At 34.5% G+C, this 16,086-nt stretch carries 21 protein-coding genes; 18 read left to right on the top strand and 3 right to left on the bottom strand.

Going from position 1 to position 16,086, the window contains the following annotated elements:
• The first annotated feature begins 33 nt into the window (after positions 1-33).
• Genes LQU93_RS00860 through LQU93_RS00775 form a run of 18 tightly spaced genes read left to right on the top strand, consistent with a single transcriptional unit; the run spans position 34 to position 13,109 of the window.
• Positions 34-390, top strand: coding sequence for a hypothetical protein (locus LQU93_RS00860; protein ID WP_229931996.1), 357 nt, complete (start codon positions 34-36; stop codon positions 388-390).
• Positions 377-1,516 carry a beta-ketoacyl synthase N-terminal-like domain-containing protein gene (locus tag LQU93_RS00855; protein WP_229931995.1) on the top strand — a complete coding sequence of 380 codons (1,140 nt, stop codon included), beginning with the start codon at positions 377-379 and terminating at the stop codon, positions 1,514-1,516. The genes LQU93_RS00860 and LQU93_RS00855 overlap by 14 nt, the downstream gene beginning before the upstream one ends.
• Complete coding sequence (locus LQU93_RS00850) at positions 1,506-1,931, top strand: hotdog family protein (protein ID WP_229931994.1); 426 nt, start codon at positions 1,506-1,508, stop codon at positions 1,929-1,931. The genes LQU93_RS00855 and LQU93_RS00850 overlap by 11 nt, the downstream gene beginning before the upstream one ends.
• Positions 1,924-2,646 carry a 3-oxoacyl-ACP reductase FabG gene (gene fabG / locus LQU93_RS00845; protein WP_229931993.1) on the top strand — a complete coding sequence of 241 codons (723 nt, stop codon included), beginning with the start codon at positions 1,924-1,926 and terminating at the stop codon, positions 2,644-2,646. Before LQU93_RS00850 ends, fabG begins: the two co-directional genes overlap by 8 nt.
• Positions 2,640-3,863: a beta-ketoacyl-ACP synthase gene (locus tag LQU93_RS00840; protein WP_229931992.1), complete on the top strand. Its 1,224-nt coding sequence runs from the start codon at positions 2,640-2,642 to the stop codon at positions 3,861-3,863. Before fabG ends, LQU93_RS00840 begins: the two co-directional genes overlap by 7 nt.
• Entirely contained in the window at positions 3,860-4,285 is a 426-nt protein-coding gene (locus LQU93_RS00835) for an ankyrin repeat domain-containing protein (RefSeq protein ID WP_229931991.1), read from the top strand. The genes LQU93_RS00840 and LQU93_RS00835 overlap by 4 nt, the downstream gene beginning before the upstream one ends.
• Positions 4,286-4,300: 15 nt before the next feature.
• On the top strand, positions 4,301-4,717 hold the full coding sequence (locus tag LQU93_RS00830) for an excinuclease ABC subunit A (RefSeq protein WP_229931990.1): 417 nt from the start codon (positions 4,301-4,303) through the stop codon (positions 4,715-4,717).
• Positions 4,718-4,723: 6 nt separating this feature from the next.
• The gene (locus LQU93_RS00825; protein ID WP_229931989.1) at positions 4,724-5,338 is read left to right on the top strand and encodes a beta-ketoacyl synthase chain length factor; all 615 of its coding nucleotides are present in this window, start codon (positions 4,724-4,726) and stop codon (positions 5,336-5,338) included.
• Entirely contained in the window at positions 5,314-6,060 is a 747-nt protein-coding gene (locus LQU93_RS00820; protein ID WP_229931988.1) for a lysophospholipid acyltransferase family protein, read from the top strand. Before LQU93_RS00825 ends, LQU93_RS00820 begins: the two co-directional genes overlap by 25 nt.
• Positions 6,057-6,305, top strand: coding sequence for a phosphopantetheine-binding protein (locus LQU93_RS00815; protein WP_229931987.1), 249 nt, complete (start codon positions 6,057-6,059; stop codon positions 6,303-6,305). Before LQU93_RS00820 ends, LQU93_RS00815 begins: the two co-directional genes overlap by 4 nt.
• Entirely contained in the window at positions 6,302-6,550 is a 249-nt protein-coding gene (locus tag LQU93_RS00810; protein WP_229931986.1) for an acyl carrier protein, read from the top strand. Before LQU93_RS00815 ends, LQU93_RS00810 begins: the two co-directional genes overlap by 4 nt.
• The gene (locus tag LQU93_RS00805; RefSeq protein WP_229931985.1) at positions 6,537-7,058 is read left to right on the top strand and encodes a COG4648 family protein; all 522 of its coding nucleotides are present in this window, start codon (positions 6,537-6,539) and stop codon (positions 7,056-7,058) included. Before LQU93_RS00810 ends, LQU93_RS00805 begins: the two co-directional genes overlap by 14 nt.
• Positions 7,042-8,523 carry an AMP-binding protein gene (locus tag LQU93_RS00800; protein ID WP_229931984.1) on the top strand — a complete coding sequence of 494 codons (1,482 nt, stop codon included), beginning with the start codon at positions 7,042-7,044 and terminating at the stop codon, positions 8,521-8,523. The genes LQU93_RS00805 and LQU93_RS00800 overlap by 17 nt, the downstream gene beginning before the upstream one ends.
• Positions 8,511-9,218: a glycosyltransferase family 2 protein gene (locus LQU93_RS00795; protein ID WP_229931983.1), complete on the top strand. Its 708-nt coding sequence runs from the start codon at positions 8,511-8,513 to the stop codon at positions 9,216-9,218. Before LQU93_RS00800 ends, LQU93_RS00795 begins: the two co-directional genes overlap by 13 nt.
• A complete protein-coding gene (locus tag LQU93_RS00790; protein ID WP_229931982.1) occupies positions 9,215-10,123 on the top strand; it encodes an LpxL/LpxP family acyltransferase in 909 nt (302 codons plus the stop codon). Before LQU93_RS00795 ends, LQU93_RS00790 begins: the two co-directional genes overlap by 4 nt.
• A complete protein-coding gene (locus LQU93_RS00785; protein ID WP_229931981.1) occupies positions 10,110-10,517 on the top strand; it encodes an acyl-CoA thioesterase in 408 nt (135 codons plus the stop codon). The genes LQU93_RS00790 and LQU93_RS00785 overlap by 14 nt, the downstream gene beginning before the upstream one ends.
• Positions 10,507-11,022 carry a LolA family protein gene (locus LQU93_RS00780; protein WP_229931980.1) on the top strand — a complete coding sequence of 172 codons (516 nt, stop codon included), beginning with the start codon at positions 10,507-10,509 and terminating at the stop codon, positions 11,020-11,022. The genes LQU93_RS00785 and LQU93_RS00780 overlap by 11 nt, the downstream gene beginning before the upstream one ends.
• Positions 11,019-13,109: an MMPL family transporter gene (locus tag LQU93_RS00775; RefSeq protein WP_229931979.1), complete on the top strand. Its 2,091-nt coding sequence runs from the start codon at positions 11,019-11,021 to the stop codon at positions 13,107-13,109. Before LQU93_RS00780 ends, LQU93_RS00775 begins: the two co-directional genes overlap by 4 nt.
• Here the strand turns inward: LQU93_RS00775 and LQU93_RS00770 are convergent.
• From LQU93_RS00770 to LQU93_RS00760, 3 genes are read right to left on the bottom strand one after another with little or no spacing between them, the layout of a single operon-like run.
• A complete protein-coding gene (locus LQU93_RS00770; RefSeq protein ID WP_229931978.1) occupies positions 13,080-14,051 on the bottom strand; it encodes an ArsA family ATPase in 972 nt (323 codons plus the stop codon). The two genes, LQU93_RS00775 and LQU93_RS00770, sit on opposite strands and share 30 nt — an antisense overlap.
• Positions 14,051-14,314, bottom strand: coding sequence for a cory-CC-star protein (locus LQU93_RS00765; RefSeq protein WP_229931977.1), 264 nt, complete (start codon positions 14,312-14,314; stop codon positions 14,051-14,053). The genes LQU93_RS00770 and LQU93_RS00765 overlap by 1 nt, the downstream gene beginning before the upstream one ends.
• Positions 14,301-15,971: a carbon starvation CstA family protein gene (locus LQU93_RS00760; RefSeq protein ID WP_229931976.1), complete on the bottom strand. Its 1,671-nt coding sequence runs from the start codon at positions 15,969-15,971 to the stop codon at positions 14,301-14,303. Before LQU93_RS00760 ends, LQU93_RS00765 begins: the two co-directional genes overlap by 14 nt.
• Between the last annotated feature and the right edge of the window lie 115 nt (positions 15,972-16,086).

Genomic DNA, 16,086 nt, shown 5'->3' with positions numbered 1-16,086 from the left:
TTAAAATTTATTACAAATTAGGATGATTTTTAGTTGAGATTTTTATATTTTTTCATGCTTTTAATTTTTACTGGTTGTGTTAGCAAATATCAAATGCCAAATTTTACAAACATGCAGCAAAAAGAGTTTGTTTTGCAACAAAATAATGATAAATATATGCTTGTTGTAGATGCAAAAGATAGTATTTTTAGGTTCGTTGTATTTGACATGCTTGGTGTGCCTATTGTTGATAAAACACTAAAAAACGGCAAATTTACAAGCATGAAGTTTTTGTATCCTAGTGCCAGATTTGATAAGCTTTTTGTTGAAATTTTAAGTGTTATTGAAAAAGATGAAAATTTCGTTGAGACGATGATAGAAAATTTTAAGGTAAAAAATGTATCTATCTAGACCCAGTATCGTTTGTCCTTTTGGTGATGAAAAGACTTTATTTGATGCGTTAAAATGTGGCAAAAGGGCTTTGGTGCAGCGTGAGTTTTTAGGCGTTTGTATGCTAGTTGGTGCTATTGATTTTGAGCTTTGTGATTTTAAAAATGATACAAAAAAAGAGTATAAAAGCAGAACAAATCAAATTTTACTAACTGCGTTGATAAATCTTAGCGATGAGATAAATTGGGCTATTAAAAAATATGGCAAAAAACGTGTTGGTGTGGTGATTGGGACTACTACAACGGGTGTTGAAGAAAATTACAGGGCGTTTTTAGCAGATGATTTTAATAAAGATGAGTTTTTACTATCAAGAAATGCACACGTAAATCCTGCAAATTTTACACGTGAGTTTTTAGGACTTGAAAACGTGGCTTTGGGTGTATCTACGGCATGTACTTCAGGCATAAAGGCTTTTAGTATCGCTAAGAATTTCATAGAGCTTGGCGTATGCGATGCGGTAGTTTGTGGTGGAGTTGATAGCTTAAACTCACTCACGCTTCACGGCTTTAACTCGCTATCGGTTTTATCAAATAGTCCATCAAAGCCTTTTGATAAGACAAGAGATGGCATAAATATTGCAGAGGGTGCTGGTGTATTTGTGTTAAGTCGCGATGATTTATTTGGTATTAAGTTAAAATCTATCTCTTCAAATTGCGATGCATATCATATAACTCAACCAAATCCACAAGCCACACAGCAAATCAAGCTTATAAATGAGCTTTTAAAGCAATCTGGCTTAGATAGTGTTGAGTATATAAATTTACACGCAACTGCAACCGTTGCAAATGATAAAATGGAAGCAACAGCAATAGCTAAAACTTTACCAAACGTCTTAGCAAGTGGCATAAAAGCAAACATCGGACATACGCTTGGTGCGGCTGGGGCGATAGAGGCTGGAGTGTGTGTGATGAGTATGTTAAATGATACGGTTTGTATGCAAATTTTAGATAACTATGATGACGAGATAGAGCGTATCAACTTAGCAAAAACTACTCAAAATTTAAAGGTAAATAATTGCCTAAACTTAAGTTTTGCCTTTGGCGGCGATAATGCAGGTATGATAATAGGAAAAACAGATGTTAGTTAAACTACCCCATAGCGGAAAAATGGTCTTAATAGATGAAATTTTAGAGTATAGTAGCGATAGCATAAAAGTAAGAAGTGTCATAAAAGACGATAATGCTTTTTTGGAAAATGATAAATTTTATACTTATAAAGGCATTGAGATGATGGCACAGAGCTTGGGAGCATTTAAGGGGTTAAACTCAAGTGATGATTTTAGTCTTGGTTTTTTAATAAGCATTAGAGAGTTTGAAATTTTCAAGCACGAGCTTGGTATTGGCGATGAAGTGGTTGTAAGCTCTAAGGTTTCAATGCAAGATGATAATGGATTTGGTGTATGGCAAAGCAGTATGAGAGTTAAAGATGAGCTTGTTGCAAGTGCTAGTTTAAGCGTTTTAAGTCCTAGCAAAGAGATGTTTGAAGGTTTAAAAAATGAGTGAAAAAAGAGTATTAATAACTGGTTGCACACGTGGCATAGGACGTGCTTTGGCACTTCATTTAGCCAAATCAGGATATAAAATAGCTTGTAACGCAAGGCAAAATACTGATGAGTTAATGAGCTTAAAAAAAGAGCTTGGAGAAAATTTTAGCTCTAGTTTGATATTTGATGTAGCAGATACAAAAAGTGCAAAAAGTGCGATAGAAGCCGATATAGAGCAATACGGTGCTTACTATGGTGTTGTTTTAAATGCAGGAATTACAGCTGATAATACATTTGTTGCATTAAGCAATAGCGAGTGGCGAGATGTAATAGACGTAAATTTAAATAGTTTTTATAATGTGTTAAATCCGGCTTTAATGCCTATGATAAGAGCCAAAAAGCCAGCACGTGTTATTGCTATCACTTCAGTAAGTGGTGTGATTGGCAATCGCGGACAGAGCAATTATGCTGCTTCAAAAGCTGGACTTGATGCCGCTATAAAGAGCTTGGCGGTTGAGTTAGCAAGTCGTAATATCACGGCAAATTCTATCGCATGCGGTTTGATACAAACAGATATGACAAAGGACATAGATGATGAGTTTATCCGCACAAATATACCGGCTCGTCGTGCTGGGCGTGTAGATGAAGTGGCGGCTTTGGTTAAATTTTTACTAAGCGACGAGGCTGGATATATTACAAGGCAGGTTATTGGGGTAAATGGTGGATTATGTTAAATAGAGTTTTTATAACGGGGTATGGATTTGTATCGGCATTTGGCAAAAATTGGAGTGAATTTAGAGCAAATTTACAAGCTAAACGCTCAGCCGTTCGTGTTATGAGTGAGTGGGATGGCTATAAGGATTTAGCTACGAAATTAGCCGCACCAATTGATGGATATTTGCCGCCAAAACAGTGGGATAGAAAGCAACTTAGAAGCCTAGGTAGAGTAAGCCAATATGCTGTTGAAGCGGCTGGTATGGCATTTGCTAATGCTGGGCTTAGCTTAGATGAGATAGGGCATTTTGGGGTGGCTAGTGGCTCTAGCACTGGTAGCACTGATGCGGTGGCGGCTATGGCAAAGCTGATTTTACAAGGCGAAAGTGACGCAAATGCAAATACGTATATAAAAATGATGCCACATACCACAGCGGCAAATATCGCTATTTTTTATAGTTTAACCGGTCGTCTTATACCGACTTCAAGTGCTTGTACTTCAGCATCTCACGCTATAGGCCACGCATACGAGAGTATAAAATATGGCATGTGTGATGCGATGATAGCTGGAGGGGCTGAGGAGTTGTGTGTGAGTGAGGCGTATGTTTTTGATACGCTTTATGCTACAAGCACGAAAAACAATACCCCAAAACAAACGCCAAGCCCATTTGATGCCAATCGTGATGGTTTGGTGCTTGGCGAGGGCGGTGCTTATGTTGTATTAGAGAGTGAGAGCAGTGCAAAACGTCGTGGTGCGAAGTTGATAGCTGAGGTTGTTGGCTTTGGTTCGACGTGTGATGGCACTCATATAACGCGTCCAAACTCAGTTACGATGAGTAGGGCGATGATACAAGCATTAAGTGACGCTAATATCTCAAGCGATAAGATAGGTTATATCAATGCTCATGCTACAGCTACAAAGCATGGCGATATAGCTGAAAGTATCGCAACAAACTCGGTTTTTGGTGATAGTGTGGCTATAAGCTCACTTAAGGGACATTTGGGTCATACACTTGGTGCTTGTGGGGCCTTAGAAGCGATAGCTAGTATCATGATGATGAAAGATGGCGAGTTTTTTGAAACTCTAAATTTACATGAAGTAGATAGCGAGTGTGCAAAACTAAACTACTTAATGAGCAAGACCGCGATTAATACAGAGTATGTTATGAGTAATAATTTTGCTTTTGGCGGAGTTAATACAAGCTTAATATTTAAAAATTTTAAGGAGAATATATGAAGAAAATTTTGACAATTACGGCTATTTGTATGCTGTTGCTTACTGGATGTGGTGGCAAGGGTAGGGCGATAACAAAAGCCATTAGCACAAATGATCATGTAAGTATAGATGAAAAAATAACGTCTGATAACGTTAATAGATATGTTCGTAGAAACATGACAGCATTGATGTATGCTATATATTCTGGAGCTAGTATGCAAACTATACAAGAGATTATAAATAAAGGTGCAAATATAAATTTTGCCAATAAAAAACATCATGATGCTATTTACTACTCTATCGTTTATGATAGGATTGATGTATTAAAATATCTAGTATCTTTGGGTGCAAAACCTACACTATCTTTGGAGTTTTTAAAAGATATAGCCGAGAAAAAAGGGCTAACGCATATGCATGAGTATTTGCAAAGTTTGAAATTTTAAGCTAAAGAGGTGATAGTGAAAATTTTATCTGTTTTAATTTTTGGTTGTTTAGTGTGTGTTGCTAATGCAAAAGATGAGTTTTTAAAGCTATCGATTGCTGATGCGTTAAATTCTGATTTGGCAAAAGAGAAGCTTAGTAAAGATATTAAGTTTTATTTTGGAAGCGGTGCTAAAGCCAGTATTGTTCGAAAGGGTTTAGTCTCAAACAAAAAGGCAAATGCTGTTGGTAAAGATAAAGTTGTAGCTTGTCAAAGAGCTTTTATATCAGCACTTATATCTTTTGAAAAGACAGCAAGAGATGAGAGCGGACGCAAGGTGGTAAATTTGGTGAGCTATTTTAAGAAAAATACTTTTGATAGCAAAAAAGAGTTTGAATGTGCTGTTGGTAACATCATGGTTGGTGTTGCGTTAAAGGGCGATATCGCTAAATAAATCAAGATGAGTATTTGTTTTGATCTAGATCATATTTGTGCGATTAGCATAGGTCATAATTATGACAAGACACCAGATATCAGCCGCGTAGCACCAGTTGCTAGGAGGCGTTTGGGCGAGTGTGCTAAGCTAAGTTATGGCGTGAGTGCTGGTCTTGATATAGATGTGCCTGTTGTGTTTAGCTCGCACTATGCAGAGATAAATCGCTGTTTTGATTTATTAAGCAACTTAAAAAATGAAGTTTCTCCGGCTAGTTTTAGTTTGTCTGTTTTAAATGCCGTTGCAGCGATGCTAAGCATAGAGCATAAAAACACAAGTGAAATTTTAGCAATATCGGCTAGAGCTAGTGTTGAGTATGCTATTTTAAATGCTTTGAAATTTCAAAAAGCGTATGTGATAAGCTATTTTGAGGGCGTTAAAAAAGAGTATTATTTACACGAGCCATTTAATATAGCAATTGGCATGATGGTATCAAGAGGCGATAAATATGAGCTAAGTTTTAGTAAAAGTGATGAAATTTCAGGTATTAGTGAAGTTTGTTTTTTGGAAAATTTTGACAATTTAAATGAGTGGTCTTACAGTGATGGAGAGCTTGAGTGGAAGTGGCAAAAAAGAGCTTAGCAATTATTAGAGTTGCTTTTTTGTATTTGCTGTTTGGATTTATCTGTTTGCTGGGTGATTTTATATTTATTTTTATTGTTGTTTTTTGCTTTAATAAATTTAAAATTGTTAGAAATTTTTGTCGAGATTTGGTTAGAGTGTCGTGGGCATTTTTTATAAAAATTTGTCAAATTTCTGGTTATTTAAGCTTTAAATTTGATGATTTTAACTTAGGTAAAAAAGGCGAACTTATCATCGCAAATCACCCATCTCTTTTAGATGTTGTATTTTTCTTAAGCAAGATTAGGCATCTAAATTGTGTTGTAAAAGGTGAGCTTGGAAAAAATATTTTTTTAACATTTGCTATTAAGGCGTGTGGATATATCTCAAACAAAGATGATAAAGAGCTTTTGCAAAACTGCTTAAACGCTTTGCAAAGTGGCGAGAGTTTGCTTATTTTTCCAGAAGGAACTCGCACAAAAGACACTATAACTCTACATAAGGCGTCATTTTATATAGCTATAAAACAAGCCATAACACTAAGGGTTATGCACATAATCATGAAGCCACAATGTCTAAAAGGATGGCAAAAGTGGTATGATGTGCCAACAAAAACAATAAACTATGAGTTTAAAAATATAAAAAATTATGATATAAAACAATACAATTTAGATAGGGCAGATCCTATTAGGGTAAGGCTTTTATTTAATGAAGTAAGTGAAATTTATAAGGAGTTAAAATGATAGATGAGGTAAAAGATTTTATTATAAAAAGTTTAAATTTAAGCGATATTAGAGTTAGCGATATAGATACTGATGCACCGCTTTTTAACGATGGCTTAGGGCTTGATAGCGTTGATGCACTCGAGCTTGGTTTGGCTATTTCAAAACAGTATGGCATAACGCTAGATAGTAAAAATGAGAATTTAAAAGAAATTTTTGCAAATGTAAGAAATTTAAGCGAGTTTATAAAGGAGAATAAAAAATGAGCGAAAAAGAGATATATGAGATTTTAAAAAACGCACTTGTTACGTTGTTTGAGATAGATGAGAGCAAGATTAAACCAGAGAGTTTGATATATGAAGATTTGCAAATTGATAGCATTGATGCTGTTGATTTGGTTGATCACATTAAGAAAAAAACCGGACATAGGCTAGAGCCGCAGGATTTTAAGGCTGTAAAAACGATAGATGATATAGTTAAAGCGGTAGTAAAAAAACTTGAAGCTAATTAAAATTGTTTTAAGCATTGTTAGTGTTTTGTATCCGCTAACGATTGTTTTTATGCCAAAATTTACATTTATTGCTGTGTCTATTTTGGCAATGCTTTGGGGGATTAAGTATCTTTTTAGTAAAGATAGCTTTGATGCTGTGTTGTCGCTATTTTTTATCGTGGTTTTTTTTGTTAGAGGGCTTGAGTATGCTTATCCGATTTTGGTAAATTTGGCTTTAAGTATAATCTTTTTATATAGCCTTAAAACCACACCAATGATAACAAAATTTGCCCTTTTAAAAGAGCCTGGTTTGGATAAGCACGGATTAAATTATACTAGAAATTTAACTATTCTTTGGATAGGTTTTTTTATCATAAATGCTCTTATATCCTTTGTTTTGGCGATGTTTGATGACAAGACGGCGTGGGCTATTTACTGTGGTGTGATTTCGTATATTTTAATAGCTTTATTTATAGTCGGCGAGATGATATATAGGAGAAAATTTATAAAAAATGTTAAAAAAATATAATACTTTAATATCCAAAGCAGTTGGTGGCTTAAAAAGTAAAAATGTTAAAAATGCACAGATTTATTTAGAGGATAGTGATGAGTTTATAGTTGCATTTTTTGCATGTTTGGCACTTGATTTAAAGCCACTTGTGCTAAGTCAAAATTTAGCAAAAAACGATAGTTTTTTTATAAATAATATTAATGACATTTTGGGCGATGAGAGTGAGTTTATCATAGGTGATGATGCTGAGTTTTTTCTTTTAACATCTGGCAGTAGCGGCGAGGCAAAACTGATAAGCAAATCTTTGCATAAAATGATACTTGAAGCAAAGGCATTGGCTAAGTGTTATAAATTTGGTGATGAGTTTATAGCTAGTGTTACGCATCAGCATATGTTTGGGCTGACTTTTAAGATATTTTTACCACTTGTTTTAGGGGCAAAAATTGAGCCAAAGTTTTTAAATTATCCAGAGTTTATATACGAGCAAAATTTAAAAAATAAAACACTAATAAGCTCACCAACATTACTAAAAGCATTGTTAAGTTCGGATAAAAAACAGATGTTATCACAGCTAAAAAATATAATTACGGCTGGTGCAAAACTAGACGATGAGTTAAAAAAAGAGCTTTGTGGTTTAGTAGGCTATATAAACGTATATGGAAGCACTGAAACAGGCGTTGTTGCGTGTGATGAGGGGCTTGGTTTTAGATTGTTTGACGGTGTTAATGCTTTTATTGCTAATGAGCGACTTGGTGTTGTTTCTCCGTGGTGTGATGAGTTTATTATGGGTGATATGGCTAGATTAAACGAGCGTGAGCTTGTGATTTTAGGCAGAGCCGATAGAGTGGTAAAGATAAATGAAAAACGAATAAGCCTTGATATGCTTGAGAGTTTGATATCTCAAAGTGAGCTTATAAATGAGTGTGCTTGTATTCAGATAGAGCAAAGAATAGGCGTGGCTATTGTCTTAAGTGAAATTGGGGCAAGGGCGTTAAGAGATCATGGCAAAAAAGGTATAAATGAGACTATAAAAAATCTAGTAAAAGATGAGTATCAAAACAATCTTCGTCTTATAAAAATAGTAAAAAATATACCAAAAAATACTCAAGGAAAAGTTTTAAAAAGCGAGATTGAAAAGCTCTTTAATAAAAATGAGATTTTTGAGTTTAGACAAATTTTTAAAGATGAAGTAAAAGCTGAGTATCAAGCAGATGTAGAGCCGTCACTTTTTTATTTTGATGGGCATTTTTATGATTTTGCTCTTGTGCCTGGTTTTATTCAGCTAGAGTGTGTTGTAAAATTAGCTAGAAATTTTGGGCTTGATTTAACTAGGTCAAAAAAGTTTGAGGCCATAAAATTTAGTGGCTTTTTGCGTCCTTTAGATGTGGCTACATTTTTTTTGGAGATTAAAAACAACAAGCTTTATTTTAGTATAAAAAATGATACAAAAATTTGTGCGAGTGGGAGAATATGTATAAATTAGCCTTTTTAATACCACACTTTAACCACAGCACAAAACTTGCAAAAATGATTGAAATTTTAAAAAAATATGAGTGTGACATTTTAATCGTAGATGATGCTTCAAAAGATGAGCATAAAGATGCTCTTAATCAGCTTAATGTTAGTGTGTTATACAGGCAAAATAACGGTGGCAAAGGTGCTGCTTTTAAAGATGGTATTAGGCATTTATCGCGTCTTGGCTTTACCCATGTGTTGCAAATCGATGCTGATATGCAGCATGATTTAAGCGTAATAGATGAGTTTATAAAACTAAGTAAATTAAATCCATGTAGTTTGGTTTGCGGTGCTCCAAAATATGGTAATGACGCTCCAAAATCAAGACTATATGGTAGAAAAATAACAAATTTTTGGGTTGCTATAAATACGTTAAATATGAGCATAAAAGATGCTATGTGTGGGTTTAGAATATATCCTGTTGATTTGACGTTAAGGGTTATTAGTGCGTGTAGGGCTGATAGGATGGATTTTGATATAGAGATTTTGTATCTTTTGTTAAGGAGTGATGCTAATGTCATTTGGATGGATGTAAAGGTCTGCTATGATAGCGATGGGGTTTCGCATTTTAGAGCTTTTAGGGACAATCTAGCCATATCTAAAACTCACGCTAAATACTTTTTAAGCTTACCAAAATATTTTTTTAAAAAGGTGATGTCTTGATTAAGCAGTGGTGGCAACATAAAGAAAAAGCTGGCATGCTTACGCTTAGATTAACTTGCTTTTTGGTTGCTTGTTTGCCTAGAGTTTTGCTTGATGTGATAGTGTTTTTTGTAAGCTTGGTTTATTATTTAGTTTCTAAAAACGAGAGAGAAAATGTGAAATTTTATCTGTCTCTTTTAAAGCGGCGTGGGGTAAAAACAGGCTTTGCATTTTTAAATTTTTATAATTTTGCACAGAGTATAGTTGATAAAATTTTAGTTTGGAAGGGCAAAATAACACAGCACGATTTAGTGATAGTTGATGAGCGTAAGATAAAAAATGAGCTTAAAGATACTAAAAAGGGGCATTTGTTTTTGGTTAGTCATTTTGGCAATATCGATGCTGCAAGAGCAGTTTCAACTGAGCTTGATTGGCTTGATATAACGATACTTTTATACTCTAAGCATTCGGCAAATTTTAATAAATTGATAAATCAAATAAGTGTTAGAGAGATTAAAATTTTAGAAGTGAGTGAGCTTGGTATAAATGAGATGCTTGAGCTAAAACGCATAATAGATAGTGGAAAGCACATAGGCATAATGGGCGATAGGGTACCTGTTCATGGTGATAAGAGCGTGAGTGTTGATTTTTTAGGACGTGAGTGTAAGTTTAGCGTTGGTGCGTTTGTTTTAGCATCAATTTTAAAGTGTAAAATAAGCACATTTTGGGCTGTAAAAAATGATAAAAAGTATGAAATTTCATTTAATTTACTAGCCGATGAGGTGGTGCTTGGACGAGATAAGATAAATGACGCAAGGGTTTATTTGCATAAATATTTAGATGAGTTTGAAGCGATGTGCGAGAAGTATCCAAATCAGTTTTTTAATTTTTATGATTTTTGGCAGGTAAAAAGTGAGAGAGTTTAGGTATAGGTTTAGGGTTGAGTTTTATGATGTAGATAGTATGGATGTCGTTTGGCATGGCAATTATGTGAAATTTTTAGAAGCAGCCAGATGTGCTTTTTTGCGTGATGTTGGTTTTGAGTATATGAATTTTCGCGATATAGGTGTTGTTTTGCCTATTATAAAAATGGAGTTTAAGTTTATAAAGCCACTGTTTTTTGGAGATGAGTGTGAGATTAGAGTAAGGCTTAACGAGTATGAAACGACGCTGAAGCTAAATTATGAAATTTATAAAGATAATACTTTAATCGCCAAAGCTAGTACGGCTCAAGCGTATGTTGATATAGACAATAAATTAACCCTTTTTAGTGTGCCTGAGCCGTTTTTAAAAGCTTTAAGGAGCAGATATGAGATATAATGTTTTGTTGCTACTTTTTATGATTTTTGGCTATTGTTTTGATATAAATGAGCTTGCAACATCGTTAAAACATGATGTTGTTGGAGATTTTAACCAGACAAAAAATATTGTTGGATTTAATAGAGCTATAAAAAGTAGTGGAGAGTTTAGCTTAAGAAATGATGAGTTTGTATTAAATACCTTAAAACCAGTTAAACACAGCGTTAAAGTGAGTAAAGATGGCATATTTAACTTAAAAAATAACGAGTGGGTAAAAAATGAAAGAGTTGGTGACATGAAGCTACTTTTGAGTTTGATAAATTTAGATATAAACGAGCTAAGCAAAGAGTTTGAGCTTTTATTAAGTGGTGATGAGCGTAGCTGGGAAGTTGATTTAAAACCAAAAGGGATAGTTATATCAAAAATATTTAAAAATATACAAATTTACGGCTCAAAATATGTGCAAGTTATAAAACTTAATGAAATAAATGGCGATGAAACCATAAATGAGTTTAGCATAAGATGAAAAAATACATTATCTTGTGTTTGATTGTGATGGCTGTTTTAGGTGGGTTTGTTTTTGCTCAAAAACATAAAATCACAAGCGACATGTTTAGTATGCTAAACATTAAACAAGATGAAATTTTTAAACGACTGCAAACTCAGGCATCTGATGTGGTGCATGTGTTGCTTGTTGATGATAAGGCTTATGATGAGTTTTTGCAGATATTAAAAAGATATGAAATTTTTTATAATGTGACAAAAGACATTAAAAACATCGATGATTTTAAAAGAGAGTTAAATTTAGTAAAATTAGCCACTTTTAAGGGCAAGATAGATGATTTGTTTATCAAAAATGCTTTATCTGAGCTTTATTTTTCAATATCTGAGAGAATTTTAAGTATATCTGATGATGTGCTGTCACTAGCATCACACTCATCTATTTTAAAACAAAATAGCGATATTAAACTAGATGTAAAAACGTCAAGATTGATTAGCAAAAGTGGCTATTATTATGTAAATTTAACGCTTAAACAAGGATATGATAGTGATGAGTTGATGAGATTTTATAGTGAGGCTAGAGGCATTAATGCAGTGCTTCACGCACCAGCCATATATCAAGCTGTAGCTAAGAGTAATGCACAAAACGAAGGCTTTAAAATCGGCATAATCGGCTCTGTTTTGACAATACTATTTTTGCTGTTTGTGTTTAGAAATTTTAGAGTTTTTTACATATTTTTATCGGCTGTTTTTGGCTTTTTGTTTGGACTTAGTGCTTGTTTTGTGATTTTTGAAAAAGTCCATATTTTAAGTGTGGTTATCAGTCTTAGTTTGGTTGGGCTTATGCTTGATTTTGCAGTATCTTTTTTAGGATTTAACTATGCTAAAGAGATTAAAAAAGATAGCGTTAGTGGCGTTAAAGGACTGTTTTTATTAGCATTGGTGATTGGCGTGAGCGGATATGCGTTATTTTTACTCTCGCCCATGCAGTTTTTGCATCAAATAGCTATTTTTTCAATATTTGCACTTTTAGCTTCATTTTTGTTTAGTTATTTTTTGCTTCCAAAACTACTTGATGGAGTGAGTTTTTATAAATTTGAGTATTTTAACTTTGATTTAAATTTAAAAAAATGGCATAAATATGCTATTTTTATTGCTTTTTGCTTGGCAATATTTTTTATAGCAAAAAATGATTTTAGTGATAATATTAAAAACTATTCGCAAAATCCAGTCCAACTTAGTGAGCAAAGTATGATTTTTGCACGAGAGAGTGGAAATATGAGCGAGTTTAAATTAATAAAAGCTGATGTAAAAAATCAAGAAAATTTACTAAATGAGCTTTATGAAAATGGGCTAATATCATCTCATAACTCGCTTTACTCACTTATAAATAGTAAGCATACTCAAGAAAAAATAAAGCAACAACTATTAAAATACGCAAAAAATGATGAAATTTTAGCTATGCTTGATGAACTTGGTATAAATGATGAGTTTGAAAAATTAGCTACATTGCCAACACTTGGTGTTGATGAGCTTAAAAAATTTGAAATTTTTAGAAATTTTGCGATTTTGTTTGATAACCCTGATTTGATTTTTGTAAGTGGTGATGGTGATATTGGTGATATTGCTAAAAAATATGATGCTAAATTTTACGATTTAATTGCAATGATAAATGAAAATTTTACTCAGATAAAAGCTTCTGCAATTAAGCTTAAAATTTTAGGCTTTTTAGTAGCTTTTGTGATTTTGAGCTTTTTTGTGGGATTAATTCGCTCAGCCATTATTATTTTAGCAACATTTCTTAGCTCAGTCATTACAATCGGATTTTTTGCTATGTTTGATGATGTAAATATTTTTGTTATTTTTGGTGTGATTTTGGCTAGTGCTGTTGGGATTGATTATTTACTGATTGGTTTTAAAGATATAAATCACAATGCTAGAGTTTTTAGTATATGCGTGGCTGGTGCTACTACGATTATTACTTTTGCTTTGCTTATGCTTAGTAGCACTCATGCCGTTTTTAGCTTTGGGGCTAGTGTGAGTTTGGCTGTTTTGCTAAATATGCTATTTGCCATCTCTTTATCAAAACGCCAAAATTTCAATATCATTTAATGCTTTTTCGCCACGCAAATCATCTGCTTTTAGATAAATTTTATGTTTTTTTACATGGCTTAGTTGGCTTGATATTTGTTGTAAAATTTCGCCCTGTTTTTTTACTTTTATCTGCCAAAACTCATCATTTTGAGAGTTAGGTATAATCTGATTTATCAAAATTGAGCCAAGCGATATCTTAAACTCATTTAGTATATTTACAGCTCTAATCGTTTCAAACAGTGGCAACGCTTCTGGAATCATTACTAAAAAAACCTGCGTCATCTTGCTATCTTTTAAAATTTCATTAGCTTTTAAAAATAGCTCTTTTCGCTCATTTAGTTTAACCATCGCCTTTTGCCACCTTTGCTCACGACTTGGAGCAAATGGATTAAACTCATAATCAGGCTTATTTTGCCAAAAAATTTTAGCCGCATCAGCTACTTCTTCACGCTTTTTTTGATGTTTTAACAAACCATCAGTCCATGCCGACATTACACTGGGCATAAAGAGTAGCCTCATCGTATGACCTGTTGGTGCTGTGTCAAACACAATATGCTCATAATCGCCCCTGTCGCTTATTAGGCGGCATATTTTTTCTAGCATTGCAGCCTCATAAGCTCCTGGAGTGTCTTTTGAAAGTCTTAAATGCTCTTTGATTTTTGCAAACATCTCTGGTTTTGCATATGTGCGTAAAGTTTGCTCTATCTGATTAAAATGCTCATTTACTATCTCATCAGGATCTAGCTCCATGGCGTCTAAATTTTCGCACACGTTTTTAATTTTTGAGCTTAGCTTTACGTCTAATGCGTCACTTAAACTGTGTGCTGGATCGGTTGAGATGATGAGCGTTTTTTTGCGACTTTTGGCTAGTTTGACGGCGATTGATGATGATAGAGTGGTTTTTCCAACTCCGCCCTTGCCGCCTACAAATATTATCGGACTTAGCGTATTTAGGTTCATTAGCAACATCCAAAATGCTCTATTGGCGAGTTTTGCATACCAGCACGTTTGTGCCATGCATGAAATTCTTCAAGTAAAAAAGGCAAAAGCTCAAGCGTATAAAAACTCGCTGGATTTTCTACACCCAAGCTCTCAGCAAATGCTAATATCATGAAAAAGTCGCCTTCTTCTTGATAACTTTTGGTTAGTGCGGCTCTGTAAGGGGCTTTGTAAAACTCATCAAGCCCCTGCAAAAATGCCTTAAAATTTTCACTTAAACTCATCTTTGTTAAACGCCTTTTTAAGCACTGAAAAACTCTCCAAGCACACCATTATAGTCGCTATTAGAATCACACAATCAAGCACGATAAGTAGCCAGTTTTGTTTGTTGTAAAAATCGACTAATTGAAGCAACAAGCCGTATGTCGTGACAAACAACAAAAACAAAAGCGGCACTAACGTGTAGCGAATTTTGCCTTTTTGTCGCATTACCATAACAGTGATAATTAGCAGTGTTAAACCTGCCATTAGTTGATTTGTCGTGCCAAATAAAGGCCATATAATCATACCGCCTTTGCCATCTGCACCACCAGCTCCAAAAGCTAAAAGTAAGCATGAACCAACAGCAAATAGTGTCGCAACCCAACCTTTTTTAAGTAAATTTAGATTATAAACATCGCCCCATTCTTGAAAAATATATCGTTGAAGTCTTACGCCTGTATCCATAGTAGTGCCTGCAAAAAGTGCCGCCATAACTGTTAGCATTGTTGCTGAAATTTCAGGGCTTATGCCGATGCCCATGCTTAAAATTTTACCGCCTCCATCTATAAACGCACCTATGCCACCTGCACCAAATTTCGTATAAACACTCTCCCATTCGGCCATTGACGCAAACCCAGCACTAACAGCTAAAATAGCCGCTAATGCAAGTAATCCTTCGCCAACAGCACCAAAGTATCCGACAAATCTAGCATCTGGTTCGCACTTGATTTGTTTAGCTGTTGTGCCAGTTGAAACAAGTCCGTGAAAACCAGATATCGCACCGCAAGCAATTGTTACAAATAGCAGCGGAAAAAGCGAAGGTGTTCCAGCCGGGACGTTGCTGTTAAATGCTGGTGCAACGATATCTGGAGACACTACTATAAACGAAAAATATAGTGCAAAAAGTCCGACAAAAAGTTGTAAGCCATTTATGTAATCGCGTGGCTGAAGTAGCATCCAAACAGGAAGCAACGATGCAACCGCAGCATAAATAAATAGCAAAATAATCCATGCAGCATTTGCGTCTAAGCCCATAACCGTATCTGGTAAAGCAATAGGGTATTGTGGCCCTAAGTAGATTAAGGCATATAGTGCGATAACGCCAACTAACGAAACTAATGGTAAGTTTAGTTTAAATTTATATATCGCTTGACCTATGAAAAACGCTACAACCAACGCTCCCCATACAGGCAAGACCGATGAAGGAGTTTTAATCATCATGCCAGCGATAACCACTGCAAATACGGCATTTACCATAAGAAGCAGTAAAAAAATAACAACCATCATAAGGCTTCTAGCTCGTTTGCTTAAAATTTGTCCTGAGATTGTGCCTATAGAGTAGCCTTTGTTTCGCACACTTGCCCAAATGGCACTCATATCATGCACACCAGCGATAAAAACTGTTCCGAGTAAAACCCATATAAAAGCTGGTGCCCAACCCCAAATCACAGCTATAGCAGGACCTACGATAGGTGCTGCACCAGCCACTGATGTAAAGTGATGCCCCCAAAGGACAAATTTGTTTGTTGGGACAAAATCCACACCATCTTCAAACTCTTTTGATGGTGGGGTAAAATTTGGATCTAGCTTTAAAATTTTATCCGCAATATAACGAGAATAAAAGAAAAAGCCAAAAGCAAAAAACGCAAATCCTATTGTCATTAACGCTAAGGCATTCATGATTTGCTCCTTGTATTAATATAACATTATAATTATAAAATAACATATCTTTAATGTAACATTAAATTTATTCAAAAATTTACTCATGTCTTAATTTTTACTGTTTTTGTGTCAT

It is taken from the genome of Campylobacter majalis, assembly GCF_905120465.1.
Classification (GTDB): domain Bacteria; phylum Campylobacterota; class Campylobacteria; order Campylobacterales; family Campylobacteraceae; genus Campylobacter_A; species Campylobacter_A majalis.
The sequence above is the reverse complement of the archived record's forward strand: the minus strand, read 5'-3'. Positions and strand labels throughout refer to the sequence as shown.